24 protein-coding genes and 1 pseudogene are annotated in these 19,688 nt (G+C 64.3%); all 25 read left to right on the forward strand.

Annotation, left to right across the window (positions count from 1 at the left end; genetic code table 11):
* The first annotated feature begins 287 nt into the window (after nt 1–287).
* Nucleotides 288–491, forward strand: a complete 204-nt coding sequence (locus tag OG874_RS00450; RefSeq protein WP_330253121.1) for a hypothetical protein — start codon at nt 288–290, stop codon at nt 489–491.
* Nucleotides 491–700: a hypothetical protein gene (locus tag OG874_RS00455; RefSeq protein ID WP_330253122.1), complete on the forward strand. Its 210-nt coding sequence runs from the start codon at nt 491–493 to the stop codon at nt 698–700. Before OG874_RS00450 ends, OG874_RS00455 begins: the two co-directional genes overlap by 1 nt.
* Before the next feature lie 88 nt (nt 701–788).
* Entirely contained in the window at nt 789–968 is a 180-nt protein-coding gene (locus OG874_RS00460; protein ID WP_330253123.1) for a hypothetical protein, read from the forward strand.
* Entirely contained in the window at nt 968–1,210 is a 243-nt protein-coding gene (locus OG874_RS00465) for a hypothetical protein (protein ID WP_330253124.1), read from the forward strand. The genes OG874_RS00460 and OG874_RS00465 overlap by 1 nt, the downstream gene beginning before the upstream one ends.
* A 745-nt stretch (nt 1,211–1,955) precedes the next feature.
* Nucleotides 1,956–2,741: a VWA domain-containing protein gene (locus OG874_RS00470; protein WP_330253125.1), complete on the forward strand. Its 786-nt coding sequence runs from the start codon at nt 1,956–1,958 to the stop codon at nt 2,739–2,741.
* A 148-nt stretch (nt 2,742–2,889) separates the two neighbouring features.
* Complete coding sequence (locus OG874_RS00475; RefSeq protein ID WP_330253126.1) at nt 2,890–3,150, forward strand: hypothetical protein; 261 nt, start codon at nt 2,890–2,892, stop codon at nt 3,148–3,150.
* 21 nt (nt 3,151–3,171) lie between these two features.
* Entirely contained in the window at nt 3,172–3,909 is a 738-nt protein-coding gene (locus tag OG874_RS00480; protein ID WP_330253127.1) for an AAA family ATPase, read from the forward strand.
* Nucleotides 3,910–4,368: 459 nt separating this feature from the next.
* Nucleotides 4,369–4,755: a hypothetical protein gene (locus tag OG874_RS00485; protein ID WP_330253128.1), complete on the forward strand. Its 387-nt coding sequence runs from the start codon at nt 4,369–4,371 to the stop codon at nt 4,753–4,755.
* Nucleotides 4,736–6,241 (forward strand): hypothetical protein, encoded by a 1,506-nt coding sequence (locus OG874_RS00490; RefSeq protein ID WP_330253129.1) that lies wholly within the window; start codon nt 4,736–4,738, stop codon nt 6,239–6,241. The genes OG874_RS00485 and OG874_RS00490 overlap by 20 nt, the downstream gene beginning before the upstream one ends.
* Nucleotides 6,238–6,411: a hypothetical protein gene (locus tag OG874_RS00495; RefSeq protein WP_330253130.1), complete on the forward strand. Its 174-nt coding sequence runs from the start codon at nt 6,238–6,240 to the stop codon at nt 6,409–6,411. Before OG874_RS00490 ends, OG874_RS00495 begins: the two co-directional genes overlap by 4 nt.
* Nucleotides 6,411–7,802 (forward strand): phage portal protein, encoded by a 1,392-nt coding sequence (locus OG874_RS00500; RefSeq protein ID WP_330253131.1) that lies wholly within the window; start codon nt 6,411–6,413, stop codon nt 7,800–7,802. The genes OG874_RS00495 and OG874_RS00500 overlap by 1 nt, the downstream gene beginning before the upstream one ends.
* Nucleotides 7,771–8,703 carry an HK97 family phage prohead protease gene (locus tag OG874_RS00505; RefSeq protein ID WP_330253132.1) on the forward strand — a complete coding sequence of 311 codons (933 nt, stop codon included), beginning with the start codon at nt 7,771–7,773 and terminating at the stop codon, nt 8,701–8,703. Before OG874_RS00500 ends, OG874_RS00505 begins: the two co-directional genes overlap by 32 nt.
* A complete protein-coding gene (locus OG874_RS00510; RefSeq protein ID WP_330253133.1) occupies nt 8,700–10,157 on the forward strand; it encodes a phage major capsid protein in 1,458 nt (485 codons plus the stop codon). The genes OG874_RS00505 and OG874_RS00510 overlap by 4 nt, the downstream gene beginning before the upstream one ends.
* A gap of 59 nt (nt 10,158–10,216) precedes the next feature.
* A complete protein-coding gene (locus OG874_RS00515; protein ID WP_330253134.1) occupies nt 10,217–10,681 on the forward strand; it encodes an aspartyl/asparaginyl beta-hydroxylase domain-containing protein in 465 nt (154 codons plus the stop codon).
* Nucleotides 10,678–10,986: a hypothetical protein gene (locus OG874_RS00520; protein WP_330253135.1), complete on the forward strand. Its 309-nt coding sequence runs from the start codon at nt 10,678–10,680 to the stop codon at nt 10,984–10,986. The genes OG874_RS00515 and OG874_RS00520 overlap by 4 nt, the downstream gene beginning before the upstream one ends.
* Nucleotide 10,987: 1 nt before the next feature.
* Nucleotides 10,988–11,404 carry a hypothetical protein gene (locus tag OG874_RS00525; protein ID WP_330253136.1) on the forward strand — a complete coding sequence of 139 codons (417 nt, stop codon included), beginning with the start codon at nt 10,988–10,990 and terminating at the stop codon, nt 11,402–11,404.
* Nucleotides 11,404–11,952: a hypothetical protein gene (locus OG874_RS00530; RefSeq protein WP_330253137.1), complete on the forward strand. Its 549-nt coding sequence runs from the start codon at nt 11,404–11,406 to the stop codon at nt 11,950–11,952. The genes OG874_RS00525 and OG874_RS00530 overlap by 1 nt, the downstream gene beginning before the upstream one ends.
* Nucleotides 11,949–12,293 carry a hypothetical protein gene (locus OG874_RS00535; protein WP_330253138.1) on the forward strand — a complete coding sequence of 115 codons (345 nt, stop codon included), beginning with the start codon at nt 11,949–11,951 and terminating at the stop codon, nt 12,291–12,293. The genes OG874_RS00530 and OG874_RS00535 overlap by 4 nt, the downstream gene beginning before the upstream one ends.
* Before the next feature lie 6 nt (nt 12,294–12,299).
* Nucleotides 12,300–12,575 carry a hypothetical protein gene (locus OG874_RS00540; RefSeq protein WP_330253139.1) on the forward strand — a complete coding sequence of 92 codons (276 nt, stop codon included), beginning with the start codon at nt 12,300–12,302 and terminating at the stop codon, nt 12,573–12,575.
* Entirely contained in the window at nt 12,568–12,969 is a 402-nt protein-coding gene (locus OG874_RS00545; protein ID WP_330253140.1) for a hypothetical protein, read from the forward strand. The genes OG874_RS00540 and OG874_RS00545 overlap by 8 nt, the downstream gene beginning before the upstream one ends.
* 74 nt (nt 12,970–13,043) lie before the next feature.
* On the forward strand, nt 13,044–13,853 hold the full coding sequence (locus OG874_RS00550; protein ID WP_330253141.1) for an IPT/TIG domain-containing protein: 810 nt from the start codon (nt 13,044–13,046) through the stop codon (nt 13,851–13,853).
* 92 nt (nt 13,854–13,945) lie between these two features.
* Nucleotides 13,946–14,269: a hypothetical protein gene (locus OG874_RS00555; RefSeq protein ID WP_330253142.1), complete on the forward strand. Its 324-nt coding sequence runs from the start codon at nt 13,946–13,948 to the stop codon at nt 14,267–14,269.
* 259 nt (nt 14,270–14,528) lie between these two features.
* Nucleotides 14,529–17,606 (forward strand): phage tail tape measure protein, encoded by a 3,078-nt coding sequence (locus OG874_RS00560; RefSeq protein WP_330253143.1) that lies wholly within the window; start codon nt 14,529–14,531, stop codon nt 17,604–17,606.
* On the forward strand, nt 17,606–18,547 hold the full coding sequence (locus tag OG874_RS00565; protein ID WP_330253144.1) for a hypothetical protein: 942 nt from the start codon (nt 17,606–17,608) through the stop codon (nt 18,545–18,547). The genes OG874_RS00560 and OG874_RS00565 overlap by 1 nt, the downstream gene beginning before the upstream one ends.
* Nucleotides 18,548–18,648: 101 nt before the next feature.
* Nucleotides 18,649–19,674: pseudogene (locus tag OG874_RS44570) on the forward strand (Gp37-like protein); the annotation flags it as partial.
* Nucleotides 19,675–19,688: the final 14 nt, after the last annotated feature.

Below are 19,688 nucleotides of genomic sequence, written 5' to 3' on the forward strand. Positions count from 1 at the left end.
GGGCTGGACAGTAAGACCAGGTGCTCTCCTGGCGGGGGAACAGGCGCGAAGAATCGGGCACGAGCCTTATGGCCGCGAGACGAGTAACGAGCCCTACGGGCGATGCCGATCCCGTCCAGCACGCAGGCGAACCAACCGCCCCCACAATCCCCGCAGCGCGCCGAGGTCCGCAAACGCCTCACGGGGCCCTACCTCCACAGCCGGGGAACCAGCGCGCTGCGGCCCCAACTCCTAACCAAAACCAAATTCAGCCAAATTTTGGGGATGGACGGATAAGGAGTCTTCCGATGGCCGATCTTCGAGTTGCCGAGGTGGAACGGATCGCCGACGCCATGACGTCCACCCTCAGCGGCTTCTCGGAGATGCTCGGCGTACCGCCTCTCGAGTGGATGCGCGAACTCGCCGCCGAGATGGCTGACGATCTCGCTCTCATGTGGTCCGCAGCCGCGGTCATGGCGGATGGGTCGCAACCGATCGGATCGGAGTCCTGATGCCCGAATACGTTGACGGCGGCGTCATCCTGTCGCCCGAAGAGCTTGAGGCGATTCCGACGCTGGACGGCAGCCTCGAACCGAGCCTTCCGATCGTCTACTGCGACGGCGGCTACCACGCGCCCACCGGCGCGGTGCGCATCCTTCCCAAGCCGCTGCTGATTCGAATCAATGACAGCGAAGGCGCCACCGTCACCGAGGAGTCCTGATGGACCTGTACGCCGCTATCGATCTGATCCTCGCCCCACTGGCTGAGGACATCCAACGGGCCTACGACGAGTGGGCTGCGGAGTCCTGATGCCTGATTTCGCCACTGGTGGCCTCATCGAGCGCGGCACGGGAGAGCGGGGCGACATCATCCCGACCAGCTTGACGGGCTGCAGCTTCCGGACATCCGCTGCGAGGCTCTCTCCGAACGCGCAAGCTTTCATGCTCGCCGCCATCAACGCGGGCGTCGAGGCTGCGGAGAAGCCCTGATGGCTACAGCCTCTCTGGCGATCGACACCGAGCGTTTGGCGGCCATCGTGGCAGCAAAACTCCTGCATGACAACGACATGGTGATGGTGTCCCGCAAGGACATCGAGCATGTGGCTCTGTCGATGCCCGACTGCTTCTCTGACGCCGAGGCAGCAACCCTGAACCGCTTGCGTGCAGCGATCGGCTATGGGCCGGTGACGAAGACCGGCCACGGTGCCGGGAGAGGATGGACACCGAAGTGATCGACTGGACCTTGATCATCCGCATCCTGCTGCATCACCCGGTCGGCATCCTGCCCCCCGTGTACCAGGAGCCGGTATTGAGGATCCCGCTGTGAGCGCAGACGACAGCGTGTGCAGAACCTCGCACACCGCTTCGGCTGGCGCTGAGGCTCGCATCGTTGCTGGTCGCATTCAGTCGTAGCCCGCAGCCGCCCGCTGAGCCCGCAGCTTAGCCCGCGACCGAGCGTTCGCTGCTCGCTTGCAGATGCGGCAGGTGCCATCCTTGAGACGGGTCTCCGGAGTGCGAGGATGGCCGTTCTTGCAGGCGTCGGAGTTGTATCGAGCCGCACCGGGGTTGGCAGCGCGGTACTTTGCTCGATAGCGAGCGTTGCGACAGGTGCGACATTCGCGCCCGCCCTTGCGGTCGATGACCACATTTGAGCCGGTCAGCTCATGGCCGTTGCGGCATCGGTTGGTCCGGTGCCCCACAGCAGAAGGCCCTGGCTCGGCGGAAAGGGAAGCGGCTCTGCCGCAACGCTTTACCCCTTCCGTAGTTGCCTCAATTCTATCGGAAGTGTGCGACAAATCTGCTGGTGTGTCCACGAGCGGAGGAGTTACCGCGCCGGTTTGTTTCGCCCGTTATGACCGATTAGGAGCCTGCGATGACTGCCCTGCTTCCCCTGCTGTGGACCATCATCAGCTACAACGACTTCATGCTGCCCCGCCTCCTGTGGGGCGCCATCACAGGCTCGGCGAGCTGACGACTATGGGGATCTTCAGCCGCGACCGGATGCGCAGTACCGCAGATCTCGCCCGTGACTGTGCTGCCCGGCCCATCACCCTCGTTAAGGGATCAGGCCCGGCCGTCAATAGGGCGACCGTCGAGCAGCGTGGTGGAGTCGACCTCACCAAGAAGTTCGACAAGGCCGGAATCAGCCTCTCGAAGGCCGGTCTGGACGGCATTCGCGCCGAGGCCGTGATGATCCTCGACCACTCCGGTTCGATGTGCTCCGGCTACCAGAACGGCATGGTGCAGACCCTCGTGGATCGCGCCCTCGCGTTTGCGCTACAGATCGACGGCGACGGCAAAATCCCCGTCATCCCGTTCGACTCCCGACTGTGGCCCACCGTCGAGGTCGCGTTGGACAACTACGCCAACGTCGTCAACCGCGAGATCTTCCGGCCGAGCCAGATGGGCGGCACACTGCTGGCTCCTGCGCTGCGGCAGGTGCTCGACATGGCGAAGACCGCAGTCGCGCCGCTGTACGTGGTGATCGTGACCGACGACGACCCCCACGACCGCGCGGAAGTGGTACAGCTGCTCAAGGAGCTGAAGCGGTACGCCGTGTTCGTCAAGGTGCTGACCCTCGTCAACGCACCGTTCTGGGACTCGATGGACGACCTGGACGTCCCTGGCCTGATCGACAACCTCGACGCCAAGCGGGTCATCAACCCGGCAAGCATGAGCGATCTGGCGTTCGCGGATGTCATGGTCGATGAGTGGCAATCGTGGGTCACCGCGGCGACCAGCGCGGGGATCCTGGCCAGCTGATGCGGCAAACAGTTCTCGCTGACCTCCAGCTCTCGGCTTGCGTCCACTGCAGCCAACCCATCGGTGACAACACCATCACCGACCAGCGGGGCGTGTGGCATGAGCGCTGCTACGTCGAGGCGAACCAGCCGGGATATGAGGTCAGCCAGTGAGCACTACCGAGGGCAAGCCGGTCATCCTCCTCGCCATCGATATGGACGACGCGCAGGCGTGGCGGCCCGGATACCCAGCTCACCTGACGGTTACTCTGCGCAACCACAACGCCCGCGACGGCAAAGGCCGAGGCATCGCAGCAGCGGCCATCGACAGCACGCCAGCGATCCGTCTCCACCCCAAGTACGACGCGATGCGGGCCGAGGTCCTGCCCTGCCTGGCATCAGCTACCGCGATCGCTGGCGTCGCACCGTAGATCTTCCGGCGAGGTGATCCCATGCTGTATGTGGTGATCGGCCCGCCGGCAGCCGGCAAGAGCACGTGGTGCAGACAGCAGGCCAAGAGCGGTGACCTCATCATCGATTACGACCGGCTAGCTTCCGCCCTGACAGGCGATCAGGACCCTGACAGCCACGAACACCCGAAGACCGTCAAGGCTGTCACCAAAGCGGCCAGGCAGGCAGCCATCGACAAGGCCCTGACTCTGGCCCATGAGTGCGACGTCTACCTCATTCACTCCACCCCCTCAGCTCAGTTACTGCACCGCTACAAGATGGCTGGTGCTGAGGTGATCACCATCGACCCAGGCGTGGATGTCGTGATGGAGCGAGCCAAGGCGGAGCGACCGTGGTGGATGCAGGGCGCGATCAAACGCTGGTATGAGCAACAGTCCGGCGATCAACCGCAAACCCACAGGTCAGAGCCACGCACACCGAAACGAGCGAAGACCACAGCCGAGAGAGGTTACGGCCAAGCGCACCGCAAGCAGCGTGAAGCGCTCATACCTGTGGTCATGGCCGGCAAGGCAACCTGCTGGCGCTGCCTCGCTCAAGGCCGAACACCTGACGAGGCACGCATCCTTCCCGGCCAACCATGGGACCTCGGACACGACGACCATGACCGGACGAAGTATCGCGGTCCCGAGCATGTGAGTTGCAACCGATCGGCAGGTGGAAGATCTTCGGCGGAGACCCGTAAATCTTCCGGTCCACCACCGCGTTCGCGTGACTGGTAGGCCGATGCCGACCCGACCGTAAATCCTCCGGAAAATCTACGGTCGGGCCACCGGAAATATTCCGGGGTGACCGTAAGATTTACGGCGAAAAGGGTCGAAGTCTGACTTCAGCTGTTTTCGCGGTACCCCCCACGGGTAATTCAGATAGGGGGGAGGGGTATCCGCGAGGCTGTGACCATGCACTTCGCGACTCTTTCGCCCAGTCCCTCCTTCTCTCCCTCAGGAATGAGCGGATGCCTAGCACATCGGGCGCGCATAGCGCAAGCCCTGTAGGCAGGAATATCGGCAGAAAGCGGCCAAATCGGCAAGTCCGTAAAATTTCCGGCCCCATTTTGACCTCAGATTGACCGAAATATTTACGGTCGAACAAAGTCGCAGGTCACAGGGGTTGACAGGAATTTCTACGGTCCGCGATGGCGGCTGATCCAGCTTACCAGCAGGTCCGGAGCGGAGGTAGCCATGCGCGTCTGCGATTACTGCGCCGGCCCGATCGAACCAGGCAAGCCGAGGACCACGAAATACTGCTCGCCCGAATGCCGAACCGCCAACGCCCAGCAACCTCGCCGTGAACCTACCGTCACTCACCTGCCGGGCGGCGATGAACCCGTTACAGATCCGCTGGTAGAGGCGGTGCGCCAGGAGTTAACCGAGGCGGGGCGGCTGGACACCGTGCTCGGGCGCCAAGCCGTTGCTCTGGCAGAGCGCATGGGCGACGCGTCTGGTGCGGCAATGGCGGCGCTGTCGAAGGAACTGCGGACCGTGATGGGGACGGCGACGCAGGGCGTGACCTCGCAGGCTGATCCGGTCGACGAACTCAGGCTGCGTCGTGACCGCAAGTCTGGCTAAACGGCTGCTCGACCCGGCGTACTTCACGCACCCGGAGTACGTGCAGACCTATGGCCCTGAAGTGGCTGATCTGTCAGCCCTGGCAGGGTTCGAGCCAGACCCTGAGCAGGAGATGGCGCTCGACGTTCTTTTCGCACTGGACGCCGACGGTTTGCCGTTGGTGTTCGAGTTCGCTGTTATCGCGCCCCGGCAGAACATGAAGTCCGGACTGCTGAAGATGGCGGCGCTGGGCTGGCTGTACATCACCGAGGAGCGGTTGGTGGTGTGGTCGGCGCACGAGATGCAGACCACCAAGGAAGCCTTCCTCGACCTGACGACGTTGATCGAGGACTGTGCACCGCTGCGGAAACGGTTGGCGCCGGGGCCGTCGAACGGCATCTACCGCGGCAACGGTGACGAGAGCATCGAACTGGCGACCAAGCAGCGGATGCTGTTCCGGGCGCGCACCCACCGCGGCGGGCGCGGCCTGACCGGCGACAAACTGATTCTGGACGAAGCGTTCGCTCTGCAGGCGGTGCATACGGGGGCTGTGTTGCCGACGTTGGCGGCCCGGCCCCGTTCTCAGGTCGCCTACGGATCCTCGGCCGGCACAGCGGGCGCGGCGATTCTGAGAGGAATCAGAGACCGCGGTCGCGCAGGCGGCGATCCATCGTTGGGGTACATGGAGTACTGCGCACCGCCTGGCGGATGCGCGAGCGACGCATGTACCCACATGCTGGGCATTGAGGGGTGCGCCCTCGACGACCGGGAGAACTGGCGAGTCGCGAACTCTGCGCTCGGCCGCCGGATCACGATCGCGAAGATCGCTGCGTTTCGTCGGGCCGAACCGCCGATCGAGTTCGCTCGCGAGCATATGGGCTGGTGGGAAGAACCTTCGGCAGCTGAGCTGCCGCTGATCTCCGAGGACACCTGGCGCGACCTGCGTGACCGTGAGTCGAAGCCCAACGATCCGGTGGCGTTCGGGCTGTACCTGTCCCAAGACCGATCGGTCGCTGCGATCGCGGTAGCTGGCCGTCGGGCGGACTTCAAGATCCACATTGAGATCGTCCCAGCTCAGAGCGGTAACGATGCCGATTCGTTACCTGGTACGGCGTGGATAGCACCCCGGCTGGCGGAGTTGAAGGAGAAGTTCAACCCGTGCGCGGTGGTGATCGACTCGTTCTCCGCCGCGGCATCCCTCATCCCTGCGATCACTGAAGCCGGGGTGGAGGTGACCACCACCGGAGCATCCGATATGGCGCGGGCGTGCGGCCAGTTCTACGACGCGATCGTCGAGGACGAACTCCGCCACCTCGGCGCCCGCCCGCTGCAGGCTGCGGTGTGCTCAGCGAAGAAACGAAACCTGCGGGACGCGTGGGCATGGGACCGCACCAGTCCCAACACCGACATCACACAGCTTGTGGCGGCCACCTTGGCGGTGCACGGGCTGATCGCGCACGGACCTGTCGAGAAGACCGAGACCGAGGTTTGGGGGTTCTGGGAGTGACGCAGTTGACCCTGATCCTGCTGGTAATGGCGGTGCTGGGCGCGGCGGCTGTTGTCGCTGGCGTCGGGATGCTGGTCGGGGCACCGTGGGCGCTGATAACTGGAGGCGTGCTGGCGATCGTGGCTGCTGTGGTGCTGCTCGATCCTGCTGATATGCGCGGTCGGCGCTGATGGCGTCACTGCTGGAGCGTTTCAAGGGCGGCGAACGCAGCGTCCCTATCGTCACGACGATCGACGACTACGCCGCGATGCTGAACCAGTTCCAGTTCGGCGGATACAGCTACCAGACGGGGCTGCAGCAAACCCTGGCAGGGACGGACACAGAGCGGCCGTCGAACAACTTTGTTGGCCTCGCCTCTGGCGCGTACGCAGCGAACGGCGTGGTGTTCGCGTGCATGCTGGTCCGCCAGTTGGTGTTCAGTTCGCCGCGGTTCCGGTGGCAGCAACTGAGGGACGGCAAGCCCAGCGACACATTCGGCACCGCAGATCTCGGCCTCCTCGAACGGCCGTGGCCAGGTGGTACGACCCAAGATTTGCTGGGCCGGATGATCCAGGACGCCGACCTGGCCGGTAACAGCTATTGGGTGCGCCAGGGTAGCGAGCTGGTGCGGCTGCGGCCGGACTGGGTGGAGATCGTCGGCCAAAAGCGGTACATGAACACCGACCGCGCTGGCCGCAATCGCGGCAACGGTCAGGTGGGCTGGATCAAGAAGGGCTATTTGTATACGGAGGGTGGTCGGGCATCCCAGAGTGAGGGCGTCGCGTTCACGGTGGACGAGGTGGCGCACTTCGCGCCCATCCCCGACCCGCTGGCCGTGTTCTCGGGGATGTCGTGGCTGACGCCGATCCTGCGTGAAATCCAAGCCGACCACGCGATGACCCGCCATCAGCGGAAGTTCTTCGACCATGGCGCCACCCCGAACCTTGTCGTCAAGCATGACGTGGCCGCGAATGAGGAGAAGGTCAAGCGGTTCGCCGAGATGATGGCGGAGAAGCACGGTGGCGTCGAGAACGCGTACCGCACCTTGCACCTGTATCCGGGCGCGGATGTGACACCGGTCGGCGCGAACCTCAAAGAAATCGACTTCAAATCTGTGCGCGGCGGTGGGGAGACGCGCATCGCCGCAGCGGCGGGTGTGCCGCCGATCATCGTCGGTCTATCAGAAGGCCTCGCCTCCGCGACCTACTCGAACTATGGGCAGGCGCGGCGCAGGCTCGCGGACGGAACCGCCCATCCCCTATGGCAGAACATGGCCGGCTCGATGGAGCAGGTCGTCCCACCGCCTAGCGGCAGTGTGCGCCTTTGGTATGACGCGAACGATGTTCCGTTCCTCCGGGAAGACGAAGCCGACGCCGCAACGATCGCGGAAACCAAATCCCGGACCATCGAGGCCTATATCCGGTCCGGGTACACCCCCGACTCGGTTGTCGCCGCGGTGAACGCGAACGACCTTCGTCTGCTTGTCCATTCCGGACTCATGTCCGTCCAGCTGCAGAAGCCGGGCGCCGACCCAACACAGGGAGTAACAGATGGCAACGGAACTGACGTCTCCGGCGCGTGAGGACCTGTGTCGGTCGGTCCCGTTCACGCTGACCCGTGACGGCGATCCTGCGGGCGACGGGCTGACCTTCGAAGGCTACGGCGCAGTGTTCAACGCACCCACCAGGATTGATTCCTGGGAGGGGACCTTCGACGAGCAGATCGCCCCGGGGGCGTTCAAGAAGAGCATCCGGGAGAACACCCCGAAGTTCCAGTTCGACCACGGCCACCACCCGCTCATCGGGAGCATCCCAATCGGGCGGATCACCGACATCCATGAGGACACCAGCGGCCTGTACGTCGAAGCGCGGCTGTCGGACAACTGGCTGGTCGAACCCATTCGCGACGCCATCGCCGAAGGCTCCGTCGACGGCATGAGTTTCCGCTTCTCCGTGGTTCGGGAGGAGTGGCGCGACCAGGCCGGCAAGGTCGTCAAACCAGAAGACGTCATCGACATCCTCTGGCAGGACGCCGAAGGCCGCGGCCCGCTGATGCGCACCCTGAAAGAACTGAAGGTCGCCGAAGTGGGCCCCGTCGTGTGGCCCGCCTACGAGCAGACCTCCGCAAGCGTTCGTTCCACGGTGATCGACCTGGGACGGCTGAATGACCCCGAGCAGCGCAAGTTGCTCGCTCGTGCTGTGTTCATGGTGGACGCAGCCGACAACTCCGATTCGTCGGAGCGGTCCGATGAAGAGCCGCAAGACACCACCTCAAGGGTGGCCGTTGAGCACTCGGACGAGGACGCCGACCCGCCGCAACCCACCGAAAAGGCCGGGGAGCACGAGACGGACTCAACCGAACCCGCACCCACCGACGACGTTGACGCCGCCCGCGCTGCTGCTTTCGAGCACCAGTTCGAGGTCGCTCTCAACGAAGTCACATATGCGCGGGCATCAACCCCACCCCTAAGGAAACCGCAATGAGTACTGCACTCACCCATCAGCAGGCGGTGAACCGCGAGAAGGACATCCAGGACGAACTGGAGCGTCTGAAGACGAAGGAGAACAAGACCTCCGACGATCTCGCCAAGGTCGCTCCGCTCGTCGACGAATTCCGGACCGTGCATCAGCACCGCCTGGACCTCGAGCACGACGCGGCTCTCGCCGAGATCCGTACCGCCACCGGTGCGCCCACTCCCGCGGCGTCGGAGTACATCGAGCAGGCCCCGCAGTTCGACAAGGTTGACCAGGTCCGCAACGGCGCACCATCGCTCGGCGGCAAGTACCGCAATCCGTGGGACACCACCGAGATGCGGTACGGCCGCGATGGCACCAGTGGTGAACTCCGTTCGCGCGCACTGGATGCGATCGAGCGGATGCCGCACGCCAGCGACAAGGTGCGTGAAGTGTCGGCGCGCCTGGTCGAAGGTGAGGATGTCAAGTCCACGCGGATGTCGGAGTTCGTTCTCGGCACGACCAGCCCGGAGTACTCGAGCGCGTTCACGAAGATCATCCGAGCGAAGGGGCAGCAACTGGCCCTGAGCTCCGGCGAGCAGCAGGCGCTCTCGCGTGCCATGTCGCTCACCGACACCGACGGCGGCTTCCTTGTCCCGTTCCAGTTGGACCCGGCGGTCATCATCACCGCGAATGGTTCGTTCAACCAGGTGCGTCAGATCTCCCGGGTTGTACAGACTGCGGGCGATGTGTGGCACGGCATCACCTCGGCTGGCGTGACCGGTTCGTGGGATGGGGAAGGCGTCGAGGTTTCCGACGATTCGCCGACCCTGGCTCAGCCCGCCATCCCCGTCTACAAGGGCGATGTGTTCGTGGCTCAGTCCTTCGAGGTCAGCGCTGACGCGTCGAGTCTGGCGAACGAGATCGCGAACATGATCGCGTTCGAGAAGGACCGTATGGAGTCGGTGGCATTCGTCACCGGTTCGGGCTCCGGTCAGCCGACCGGCATCATTACCGCCCTTACTGGCGGCTCCAGCGTCGTCGCATCGGCCACCACCGACACCTTCGCCGTGGCCGATGTGTACGCCGCCGATGGCGCCCTCCCCGCCCGGTATGCGGCGAACGGTTCCTGGTTGGCGCACCGGATCATCTACAACACGATGCGCCGGTTCGACACCAACGGCGGTTCGGCCCTGTGGGGTCAGCTCGCCGAGGGCCGCAAGACCGAACTGTTGGGTCGCCCGGACTTCGTCGCCGAGGCGATGGATTCCAGCATCACCGCTCTGGCCGACAACCTGGTCCTGCTGTTCGGCGACTTCTCCAACTACGTCATTGCCGATCGTTTGGGCACCACTCTTAGTTACATACCCCACTTGTTTGGGGCATCGGGACGTCCGACCGGACAGAGTGGCTGGTATGCGCACTTCCGTGTCGGCGCGGACTCCGTTAACGACGCAGCTTTCCGGCTGCTGAACGTTACGTAGTCGCCCCCTACTGCGTAGTGGAGTTCGATCCCGAGCGGCTTCGCGCTGCTCTGGCTTCAGTGCCCGTGGATGCTTGGTCGCTGGCCAGTACCTACGCCGAAACCCGTGTACACCACGGCTACCGGCGGGTGGTGCTGGTCAGCGCCGGGCAACCCCAGCCCCACGCAGAACAATTCGACTGCGTCTTCGAAGCGCTGGCCCCGGTCCGCGAGGCGTGGCTGTCCTGGATCGAGCCCGGCGGATTCATCGCCCCGCATCGCGACGCCGGGCCGTGGCGGGAACGGTGGCAGGTCCCCATCAGTGCGACTGGGGATTGGTGCGGTGCGGACACATTCACCCCGGTCGATGGGCAGGCGTTCCCGGTCGAGCATTGGGCGCCGCACGCCGTCATCAACCGCACCGACCGCCCGCGTATTCACCTCGTCATCGACCGGGACGTATGGCTCGACAGGCCGCCGGAACCGTTCGCGGTCTACCCGATTCCTGACGAGATGTCCGACCTGGTTCGAAGGAGTATCCAATGAAGTACCGCTGCAACAACGGATTCATCTACTACACCGCCGCGGGCGAGAAGACGATCACCGGCGGCATGGAGGTGGACGGCGACGACCCAATCCTCCAGTCCCATCGTGCCCACTTCGTCGCCATGGCGGGTTCCGATCCGGAGCCTCCGGTCGCGGTCCGCACCGAAGTTGCGACCGCAGCCCCGGACGAGATGCGCGCCCTGCCCACTCCTAAGCGTGGCCCCAGTCGCGGCAGGAAAGCCTCACCTGCCGATGGGCCTGCCGAACCCGACCCGGCCGTCGAACCGGCCGCCAAGGAGAGCTGACATGCGCGAAACCCTCTACGTCAAGACCCTCGTTCGGGTCGCCCTGCCAGCGACCGTCCTCGATGACGACGAAGCCACCAACGGCACCACCGTCGACCTCGGAGTTTTCGGAAACGATTTCCGCACCGTGATGTTCGTGGTGCAGACCGGGACCGTCACCGACGGAACCCATGCCTTCACTCTGGAGGAATCCGTCAACGGCACCGACTGGACTGCGGTACCGGCCGCGCGGGTTCAAGGTGTACTGCCGACCGTGGCTGCGGCGCACGACGACGCCGTGTTCTCGTTCGGGTACATCCCGTCGACCCAACAGTATGTGCGCTGCGTTGTCACCTCGGCGTCGACAACCACGGGCGGCGTCATCGGCGCAGTCGCTGTGTGTAGCGAGGGCAGCAACTCGCCTGTCGCGCGGTCGTAATGGCGGCATTCGCGTCGACCACCGAACTGCAGAACTGGCTGCAGTTGTCTTCGATCGATACGAACGCTGCCACGCTCGCCGTGAACGTCGCCTCGAGCGCTATCCGGTCGTTCTGCGGTTGGGAGATCACTGAGCTCACCGTCGCCGCTGAGGTGATGGACGGGACCGGCGGGCGGTCGCTATGGCTGCCGACCCTGCGTCTCACCGCGGTCGCATCGGTAGTGGAGAACGGCAACACCCTCACTGTCGTCACCGATTACGACTGGACCAAGTACGGGCGGTTGATCCGTGCTGGATGCTGGCCGCGGACCGCCCGCTCTGTCACGATCACCTACACCCACGGGTATGCGACGGTTCCGGATGTGGTGAAAGGCATGTGCCTGATGCTGGCGTCACGGCTGTACAACAACCCGGAAGCCCTCAAATCTCAGTCGGAGACCTGGGGTCCGTTCGCCGAGTCGGCGTCCTTCGCTGACGGATCGGGTCCTGGCCTGTCGGTGCAGGAGATGGAGATTCTTGGTCCGTTCAAGTTGGAGCACGTCGGATGAGATCGAGGTTCCGGCTGCGCTGGACCGCCGGGCACAAAGTGTATAGCGAGACCGGCGGCCAGGATGCGCACGGTAATGACATCCCGACATGGGCTTCGGCCGTGAACATTCCTGCGATCTGGTGGTCACCGTCCTCGACGGAACCCGTTGTCGCCGGTCATGACCGGGTGCAGGTCGACGTGGTGATGGTGGTCGATTCGACGCTCCTGGTTTCACCACACGACCGGATGGTTGTCGCCGGCCAGGAGTACGAGGTGATCGGGTTCCCCGAGGACTACGACCGCGGCCCCGGACGGCCCGCGGGCCGCAAACCGGTGAACCTGGTTCGAGTGGACGGATAGAAGCGCATGGCCACCAGCAACGTTCGGATCGACTGGAACCTCGACGGATTCAAAGAGCTGCGCCGCGACGCGGGCGTCGTCGCTGATCTGGAACGCCGCGGCCAAGCCGTCCTGGACGCTTGCGGCGGCGAAGCTGAAGGCTACGGGATGGTGAGTCACCAGGGTGCTGCCCGGCCGGAAGGTCGCTGGCAGATCGAGGTCGGCACCGTCACCCCTGAAGCGATGGTCGAGAATGCCCGCGAAAACACCCTGATCCGCAATTTCGGGGCTGCAGGTGGGTGAGGTCGTCGCGCCCCCGGACGCCGAAACCATGTATGTGGCGTACCTCAAAGCCGCGTTCGTGTCCCGCAGCGAGACCGCGCGCGTCGGCACGAGGGTGCCGACGAACCGCCCGGATCGGATGGCCCGAGTCTCGCTGGTCAACATGGTCGAGCAGACCGACATCCACTTCTATGTACGGCTGCTGGTCGAATGCTGGGACCTCACTGAGACCGCTGCCTACGGGCTGGCACGCCTCGCGTACGCCCTCACTCGCGCAATGGAAGGCGGAACCAGCGGCGGCGTGTACGTCGCCGAGGTCGTCACCGTCGGCGGCCCTGTGCACCTCGACGACCCCGACGTTGGCCCCCGCTACCAGTTCACCTGCGACCTGCTGGTTCGCGGCAGCGTCATCTGACTTCCCCCGGCAACGGAGGAGAACAAGAAGAAATCCCCATCAGGGCCTGCGAATCCTGAAGGGACACAATACACATGGCCGGAAACTCCGTTGCCAAGATCGGCGTAGGCGCACCGCTGGCCACCGGCGGTGTCCTCGTCACCGCCGCGGGCACTACGCTCCCGACTGGCGTTTCGGGATCCACCTCGAGCTTCACCAAACTGGGCTACGTCGCCGACGACGGTCTGCGCCCGTCCGGTGAACGCAGCTCCAGCCCTATCTACGACTGGGCTGGGGACCTCATCTACTCGCCGCAGGATAAGCATTCGGCGCAGTTCCAGTTCAAGCTGTACGCCACGTTCGACAGCGACGTCCTCGCTGAGGTGTTCGGTGACGAGAACGTCAGCACCGTAGGCAGTCTGACGACAGTCCTCGAGACCGGTTCTCCGCTGGCGATTCACCCGTGGGTGTTCGACATGAAAGACGGCGACAAAAGGACTCGCATCGCGGTCCCCCTGGGGCAGATCACCGGCGTCAAGGAAGACCCGTTCGTCCGCAACGCGCTGCAGGCATTCGACGTCACCCTCGAGTGCTACAAGGACTCCAGCGGCCGGAAGGCATACCGGTACTACGACGACGGCTCCGCCGCGTCGGTGCCGACAATCTCCTCCGATCTCCCGGCCACCGTCGGGGCTGCTGGCGGCGACCTGGTCACCCTCGCCGGCACCAACTTCACCGGCACCACCGGCGTCACAGTCGATGGCGATGCCGCTGCTGAGTTCATCGTCGTCAACGACCAGACCCTGGTCTTTACGGCCCCGGCCCAGTCAGCTGGCACCTACGCGGTGATCGTCACCAATGCGACCGGCCCGTCCGCGTCGTACACCGGCGTCACCTACGTCTAACCTCACGATCCCCGGCGGCGCGGTCTACCTCGCAGGCCCGCCGCGCCGTCGGGCCCTAGGGCTTGCGAGGAAATGAAAGGGCCTGCACCCCAATGGTTTTCCAAATCCCCGAACCCGGCGGCAGCAAGCCGGAGAACCGGTTCGAGTTCGAGCTCAAGAGTAAGACGTATTCGATCCCGAAAGCCGAGTATCTGTCGTCGGATGCGTCCAAATTCCTTGAGGACATGTCCACAGGAAAGATCAGCGATGTCGGGTTCACCGAGTACATCCGCATCCTGTTCTTCAAGGCTGAACCGAAGCTCCCGAAGGCATTATTCGAGGGCCTGTCTCGCGATCAACTCACCGCACTGCGAGACGCCTGGTACGCAGCATCCAAGGTGACAACGGGGGAATCCTCGGCCTCCGAGAGTTCATAAGAGAACACGAGGAGGCGTTAACCGCCGACCTTATCGACCGCGGATATCACCTTCATGACATCGGGGTCCGGCTGTCGTGGTTCGAGCTCCGCTGCTGGATCAAATGGCTGCCCGAGAATTCCGCGGTGGTTCGCCTCCGGCGTGAACGCGCCGCCGAGGAAGCGATTCCCGAAGAAGCCCGCACTGTCGGCCGCGAAGCGCTCCCTCTCAACGAGATGGACGCCTACCTGGAACAACACTTTGGATAGGGCGGTGATAAGTGTCGGCTGAACTCGCTGCGGCGCACGTCTCCCTATACGCCGAGACCAGTCACCTCGCCCGAGACGCGGCACAAGCGATCGACCGCATCGGCCGCGACATGGAACAGACCCTCGGCCGGGCATTCGACCGCGCGGGCGACGACCTCCGGCGCGCGATGGGGCAAGCGACCAACCAGGCCGGCCGTGAGATGGAGCAGTCGTTCGGCCAAGCCGGGCGCGGCGCTGGACAGCACGGCGGCCAAGAAGCAGCGGGTGGCATCCTCGACGGACTCAAAGGCATCAAGGGTGGTGTTGTCGGGGAAGTCCTCGGCTCGGCGTTCGCTCTTGCGGGGGTGTCGGCCGGCGGGCTGTTCATCAAGGCGCTGCAGCAGGGCATGGAACGCGAGAAGGTACTGGACCTGAACCAGGCCCGCCTCGGCGTTGACGACGCGACCATGCAGAAGATCGGGTTCGCCGCAGGGCAAGCGTTCGCCAGCAACTTCGGCGAATCGGTCGAAAGCAACATCGACGTCGCCCGGCGGGCGATCAACAGCGGTCTGCTGGACCGGTCGGGGACCGCGCAGGAAACGCAGCAGATCATTCAACAGCTGACTAGCGTTTCGGACTTGATGGGCGAGGAAATCCCCGCCGTCGCCCGAGCTGCAGGTCAGGCCGTCAAGACCGGAATCGCAGGGTCGGCGACCGAGGCTTTCGACCTGTTCACCGCCGCAGAGCAAAACGGGCTGAACGTGTCCGAGGACTTCTTGGACACGATCACGGAATACGGCACCCAATTCCGTAAGCTCGGACTGTCCGGTCCGGAAGCTGTCGGCCTGATCAATCAGGCCGTGCTCGCAGGCGCGCGCGACACCGACGTCGCCGCCGACGCGATCAAAGAATTCTCCATTCGTGTCGTCGATGGAAGCGACTCCACGACGGAGGCATTCCAGACGCTTGGGTTCAATTCTGACGATCTGGCGAAGAAGTTCGCGCAAGGCGGATCGGTAGCACGCGGCGCGGTCGGGGATCTGCTCGGCAAGATCCGCGAGATCAAAGACCCGCTGGAGAAGAACAAGGTCGCACTGGCATTGTTCGGAACCCAGTTCGAAGACCTCGGTGGTGCGCTCGACCAGTTCAACCTCGACGACGCTGCGGCGAGCCTCGGCAACGTCGCGGGTGCGGCCGGTGCCGCGATGAACACGATGGGTGACAACGCCGCGGGCTCCATCGAGAGCGCGCAGCGCAGCATCCAGATCAGCACGGACGCGATCTCTTCGGCGTTGGCGAAGGCGTTCGGGCCGGAACTGGCGAAGGTCGCCGACTGGGTGAGCACTCATCAGCCCGAGATCCTGGGATTCCTGGGTAGTGTGGTGGATTTCGCGTTCAAGGGCGCGGATGCTTTCCTCGCGTTTTCGTCGTCCAGCCTGCGCGCCCTCGCGAACTTCGCTGAAGGCGCCGCGCCGTTGCTGGCCATGGTCCTGGATCCAGTCGGCAAGGTCGCCGAGGTCTTCGGAAAGCTCACCCACAACGGCGACCTGGAGAATCTCGGCAAGTCCGTCCAAGGTTTGGACGACAAATTCCGGGGTGTCGCCGACGGTGCGCGAGCCATCGCTGACGGAATCGACAACACCGCGCGCCCAGCGCTTGCCGGGCTGGGCCAGAGCGTCCACGACAACATCGAGAGCACTCGCCTCGCCCAAGAGGTATTTCGCGCGCTGGGCCAGGAAGTCACCGCGATCCCGACCGAGCACGACATCATCCTCAAGGACAACACCCCCGAAGCCACTGCCCGTCTCGAGGCGATGGGGCTCAAAGTCACCACCTTGCCGAACGGTGAGGTACACGTCACCGCCGACACCGCTGACGGGCAGGCGAAGCTCGACGCGTTCATCGTCAACAACACCGGCCGCGTCCTGCCGTTAAAGGGATACGTCAGCTTCAACCAGTCCATCCCGGTCGAGACATTGTCGAAGGTCCACGACATACCGCCCGGTCTCGCTGGCGGCGGCGTGTTCCGCGGGCAGGGTGGCCCCACCGACGACGCCAACCTGGTCCGCATCTCCGACCAGGAACACCTCGCCTACATCACCCGAGCTCAAGCCGTGAACCCGGCGACCATCCCGTTCCTGGACGCGATCAACGCTGGCTGGGTACCGCCGCCGGAGTTGCTGCACGGGATGGTGCCGGGGTTCGCCACCGGCGGGCTGGTTCCAGGTAAAGCGTTCGCCCAGTCGATGGATCCCGCCGTCTACGAGTTGGGCGGATTCTCGAAGTCATCGATCGACTGCTCCGGCCTGGTTTCTGCTGTCGTCAACGACGCACTCGGGCTTCCAGCGTTCTCCGAACGGATGGCCACAGCCAGCGAAGGCGGATGGCTGGCAGCCAAGGGTGCACTGTCCGGGCTCGGCGGGTCAGGGGATATCAGCGTCGGCTGGTACAACGGTGGCCCCGGCGGCGGCCACACCGCGATGACATTGGGCGACGGCACCAACGTCGAATCCAACGGCACCGATGGCGTCATCATCGGCGGCCCGGTCGGCGCGAACGATCCGATGTTCACCAACCGCATGCACATCCCTGCCGCGTTGTTGCGCGGCGGCGATCTCGGCGGCGGATCGGCCACCGGCGGCGGGGCAGGTGGGCTGGGCGGATCCGGTGCGCTCGGCGGCGGCGGGACCGGCGGCGCGGCAGGCGCAGGCGGCACTTCGGCCGGCGGCGGCGCGATCCCCGCAGGCGTCACACCCGTGTGGATCGTCGGCGGTGCACTCACGGGCAGCACCGGCGGTGCGAGTAGCGATACCACGGCGACGTCGTCGGAGTCGTTCGCACCGCAAGCGTCTACCTCTGGTGGCTCGAACGTTCAGACCGTGGACCAGGTGCTGGCATCTGTACCTGGCAGGGCAGCGCAAGCCGGACAGGGATTCCTCGACGCCAACATCGATCAGCTTCTCGGCGATGTCGGGTTGCGCCGATCTGGTGGCGGGATTCAAGCGCTCGTGTCGGCGGTTTGGGAAGCCGCTACCAATGCTGCGGCGGCGGAAGTGAAGAAGGCCATCGGGCAGCAGAACACCGCGATTGCACAGTTCGGGAGGCGTTAGTGGCCGGGCTGACAGTGATCCTGCACGGCGGTGACGGATCAACCTGGCATGTGCACGGTGACGGTGCCGGTGCTGAAGGCGTGTGGTGTGCCTACAACGCGATGAAAGGCGTGTGGGATCCACCGGTGCGCACAGCGTGGGCGTCCGGTGCCCGCCAGCGTGGCGGCAAACCCCGCGGCCGATGGTACGACCCACGTGACCTCGACCTGGGATTCCATCTCGTGGCGTCTCGGGTTCCGGGTGGCGACCAAGAATCGTTGATGTCGGCGTTCCGCAACGCCTTCGACTTCCGCGAAGACGACTACGACTTCGACGCGGTCCTGCCGCGTATACAGGTGATCTCACAGAAGTCGACCCGCGATATCGATGTGCAGCTACGTCAGCACATCGACTTCGACCCGCCGACCGATCCGGTGCGACGTCAGCACGCCGACCCGGTCCTTCCGCTGCGTGCAGGGAACCCGTTCTACTACGAGACGCCCGAGATCTCGACATGGTCGACAGGCAGTAGTTCGGGTAGCGGCACTGTGCCGGTCTGGAACCCAACCCCGATCCCGATGTTCCACAAGTGGATCCTGACCCGCGGGGATTGGACGCTGCCGGACCGGTCGATCGAAGGACCGAAGCATCACCGGTTCATCGGTTCCTCGAAGCGCACCGGTCGTGATGACAGCGGGCGTGACATCCTCATCGCACCGATCGGCACAGTGCAGGGCGGCGCCACTGTCGATCTTGATCCGGACGCGTTGATGATCCGTGACGCGCACGGCACGAACATGCTCGGCCAAATGCCAGTGCCGGGCATGTATTTCGAGTACGAGATCCCGCCGTGGACGCAGCCGCTCGAGCTACCGGTGTCCGTGACGAATGCACCCGCCGGTGGGGCGATGGTTCAGCTGGTCATGCCACGCCTGTGGCCGTTGCCGATCGGAGGCCAGTAATGCCTGCCCCGGCAACAGAAATCAACTTCGGCCTGAGCCTCGAAGACCAGTGCGAGCAGATCTGGTTGGCGACCCGCGAGCAGGAACGCCGCCAAGAACGCATGCGCCAAGCCGACCCCGTCGTCCGCCTGTTCGACGCCGAGATGCGGCTACAGCATTTGGTGCGCAACGAGTACGGCCAGAACCTCGTCATGCCCAGCAACGACACCGGTTCGATCGAACTCCCGGTGCCGTTCGATTCGCCTGTCGGCCAGTGGCTGTGGGAGGAGAAGGAACGCCTCGACCGCGGCGAGGGCAAGAACATCAACATCATCGTCGAGTACTGCGGCAGCAGGATCGGCGGATTGATCGACACGATCGATCTGGACCTGGACGAGAAGACCGGCGACCAGATCATCACCCCCAAATTCTTGACCGACATGGAGCGGCTCAAGTGGTATAGCTGCTGGTCAAACCCTTGGTTCCCTGAGTGGATCCAGTGGCCGCAGGTGTTCATCTGCCCGGGTCCGATTACGTGGGTTCTGTCCTTGATGCTCGACCTCCAAATCCAGCGTGAGGCCGGATCTAGTTGGGCGGTCGCCTCCGATCCCATGGACGGCGCGCAGCGCGGAGACCTCGACCAGTCCACGTATTCGATGGTGGTCAAACCCATCTCGTTCATCGAGGCCATGGCCTCCGGTGTGCTGTGGGGCATCGCCATCAGCAGGTTCAAAAACTTCGCCGCGCTCGCCAAGCCGATGATGGACGACGGCGAAGTCTGCGCGCAGATCGACATCTTCATGGAGGGCGATCCCGAACCGTGGCCGGGCGCGAACCTGCGGCCGGGCACCAGGATCGTACGGTTCGAAGACCGGTCCGGAACCTATTCCGGTACCTCGCATGGCGGCACGATCTGGGATGGGCTGATTCGTACGGTCGACGAATTCGTTGGCGACATGATCGACAGCACCACGTCGATCATCACCGGCGCGACCATCCCGCCCGAGTACTACGACCCCAACGCGCCACCGCGAACACAGAAAATCTTGCCGTTCGCTGTATGGCGCGACGGTGAGATATCAGGACTCGACAGATACAAATACCGAAGAACACACAGCAAGGGCATCCAAGTCGTCACAGGCGGGCACTCGATGCCGGGGGT

This window comes from Nocardia sp. NBC_00565 (genome assembly GCF_036345915.1).
GTDB lineage: Bacteria > Actinomycetota > Actinomycetes > Mycobacteriales > Mycobacteriaceae > Nocardia.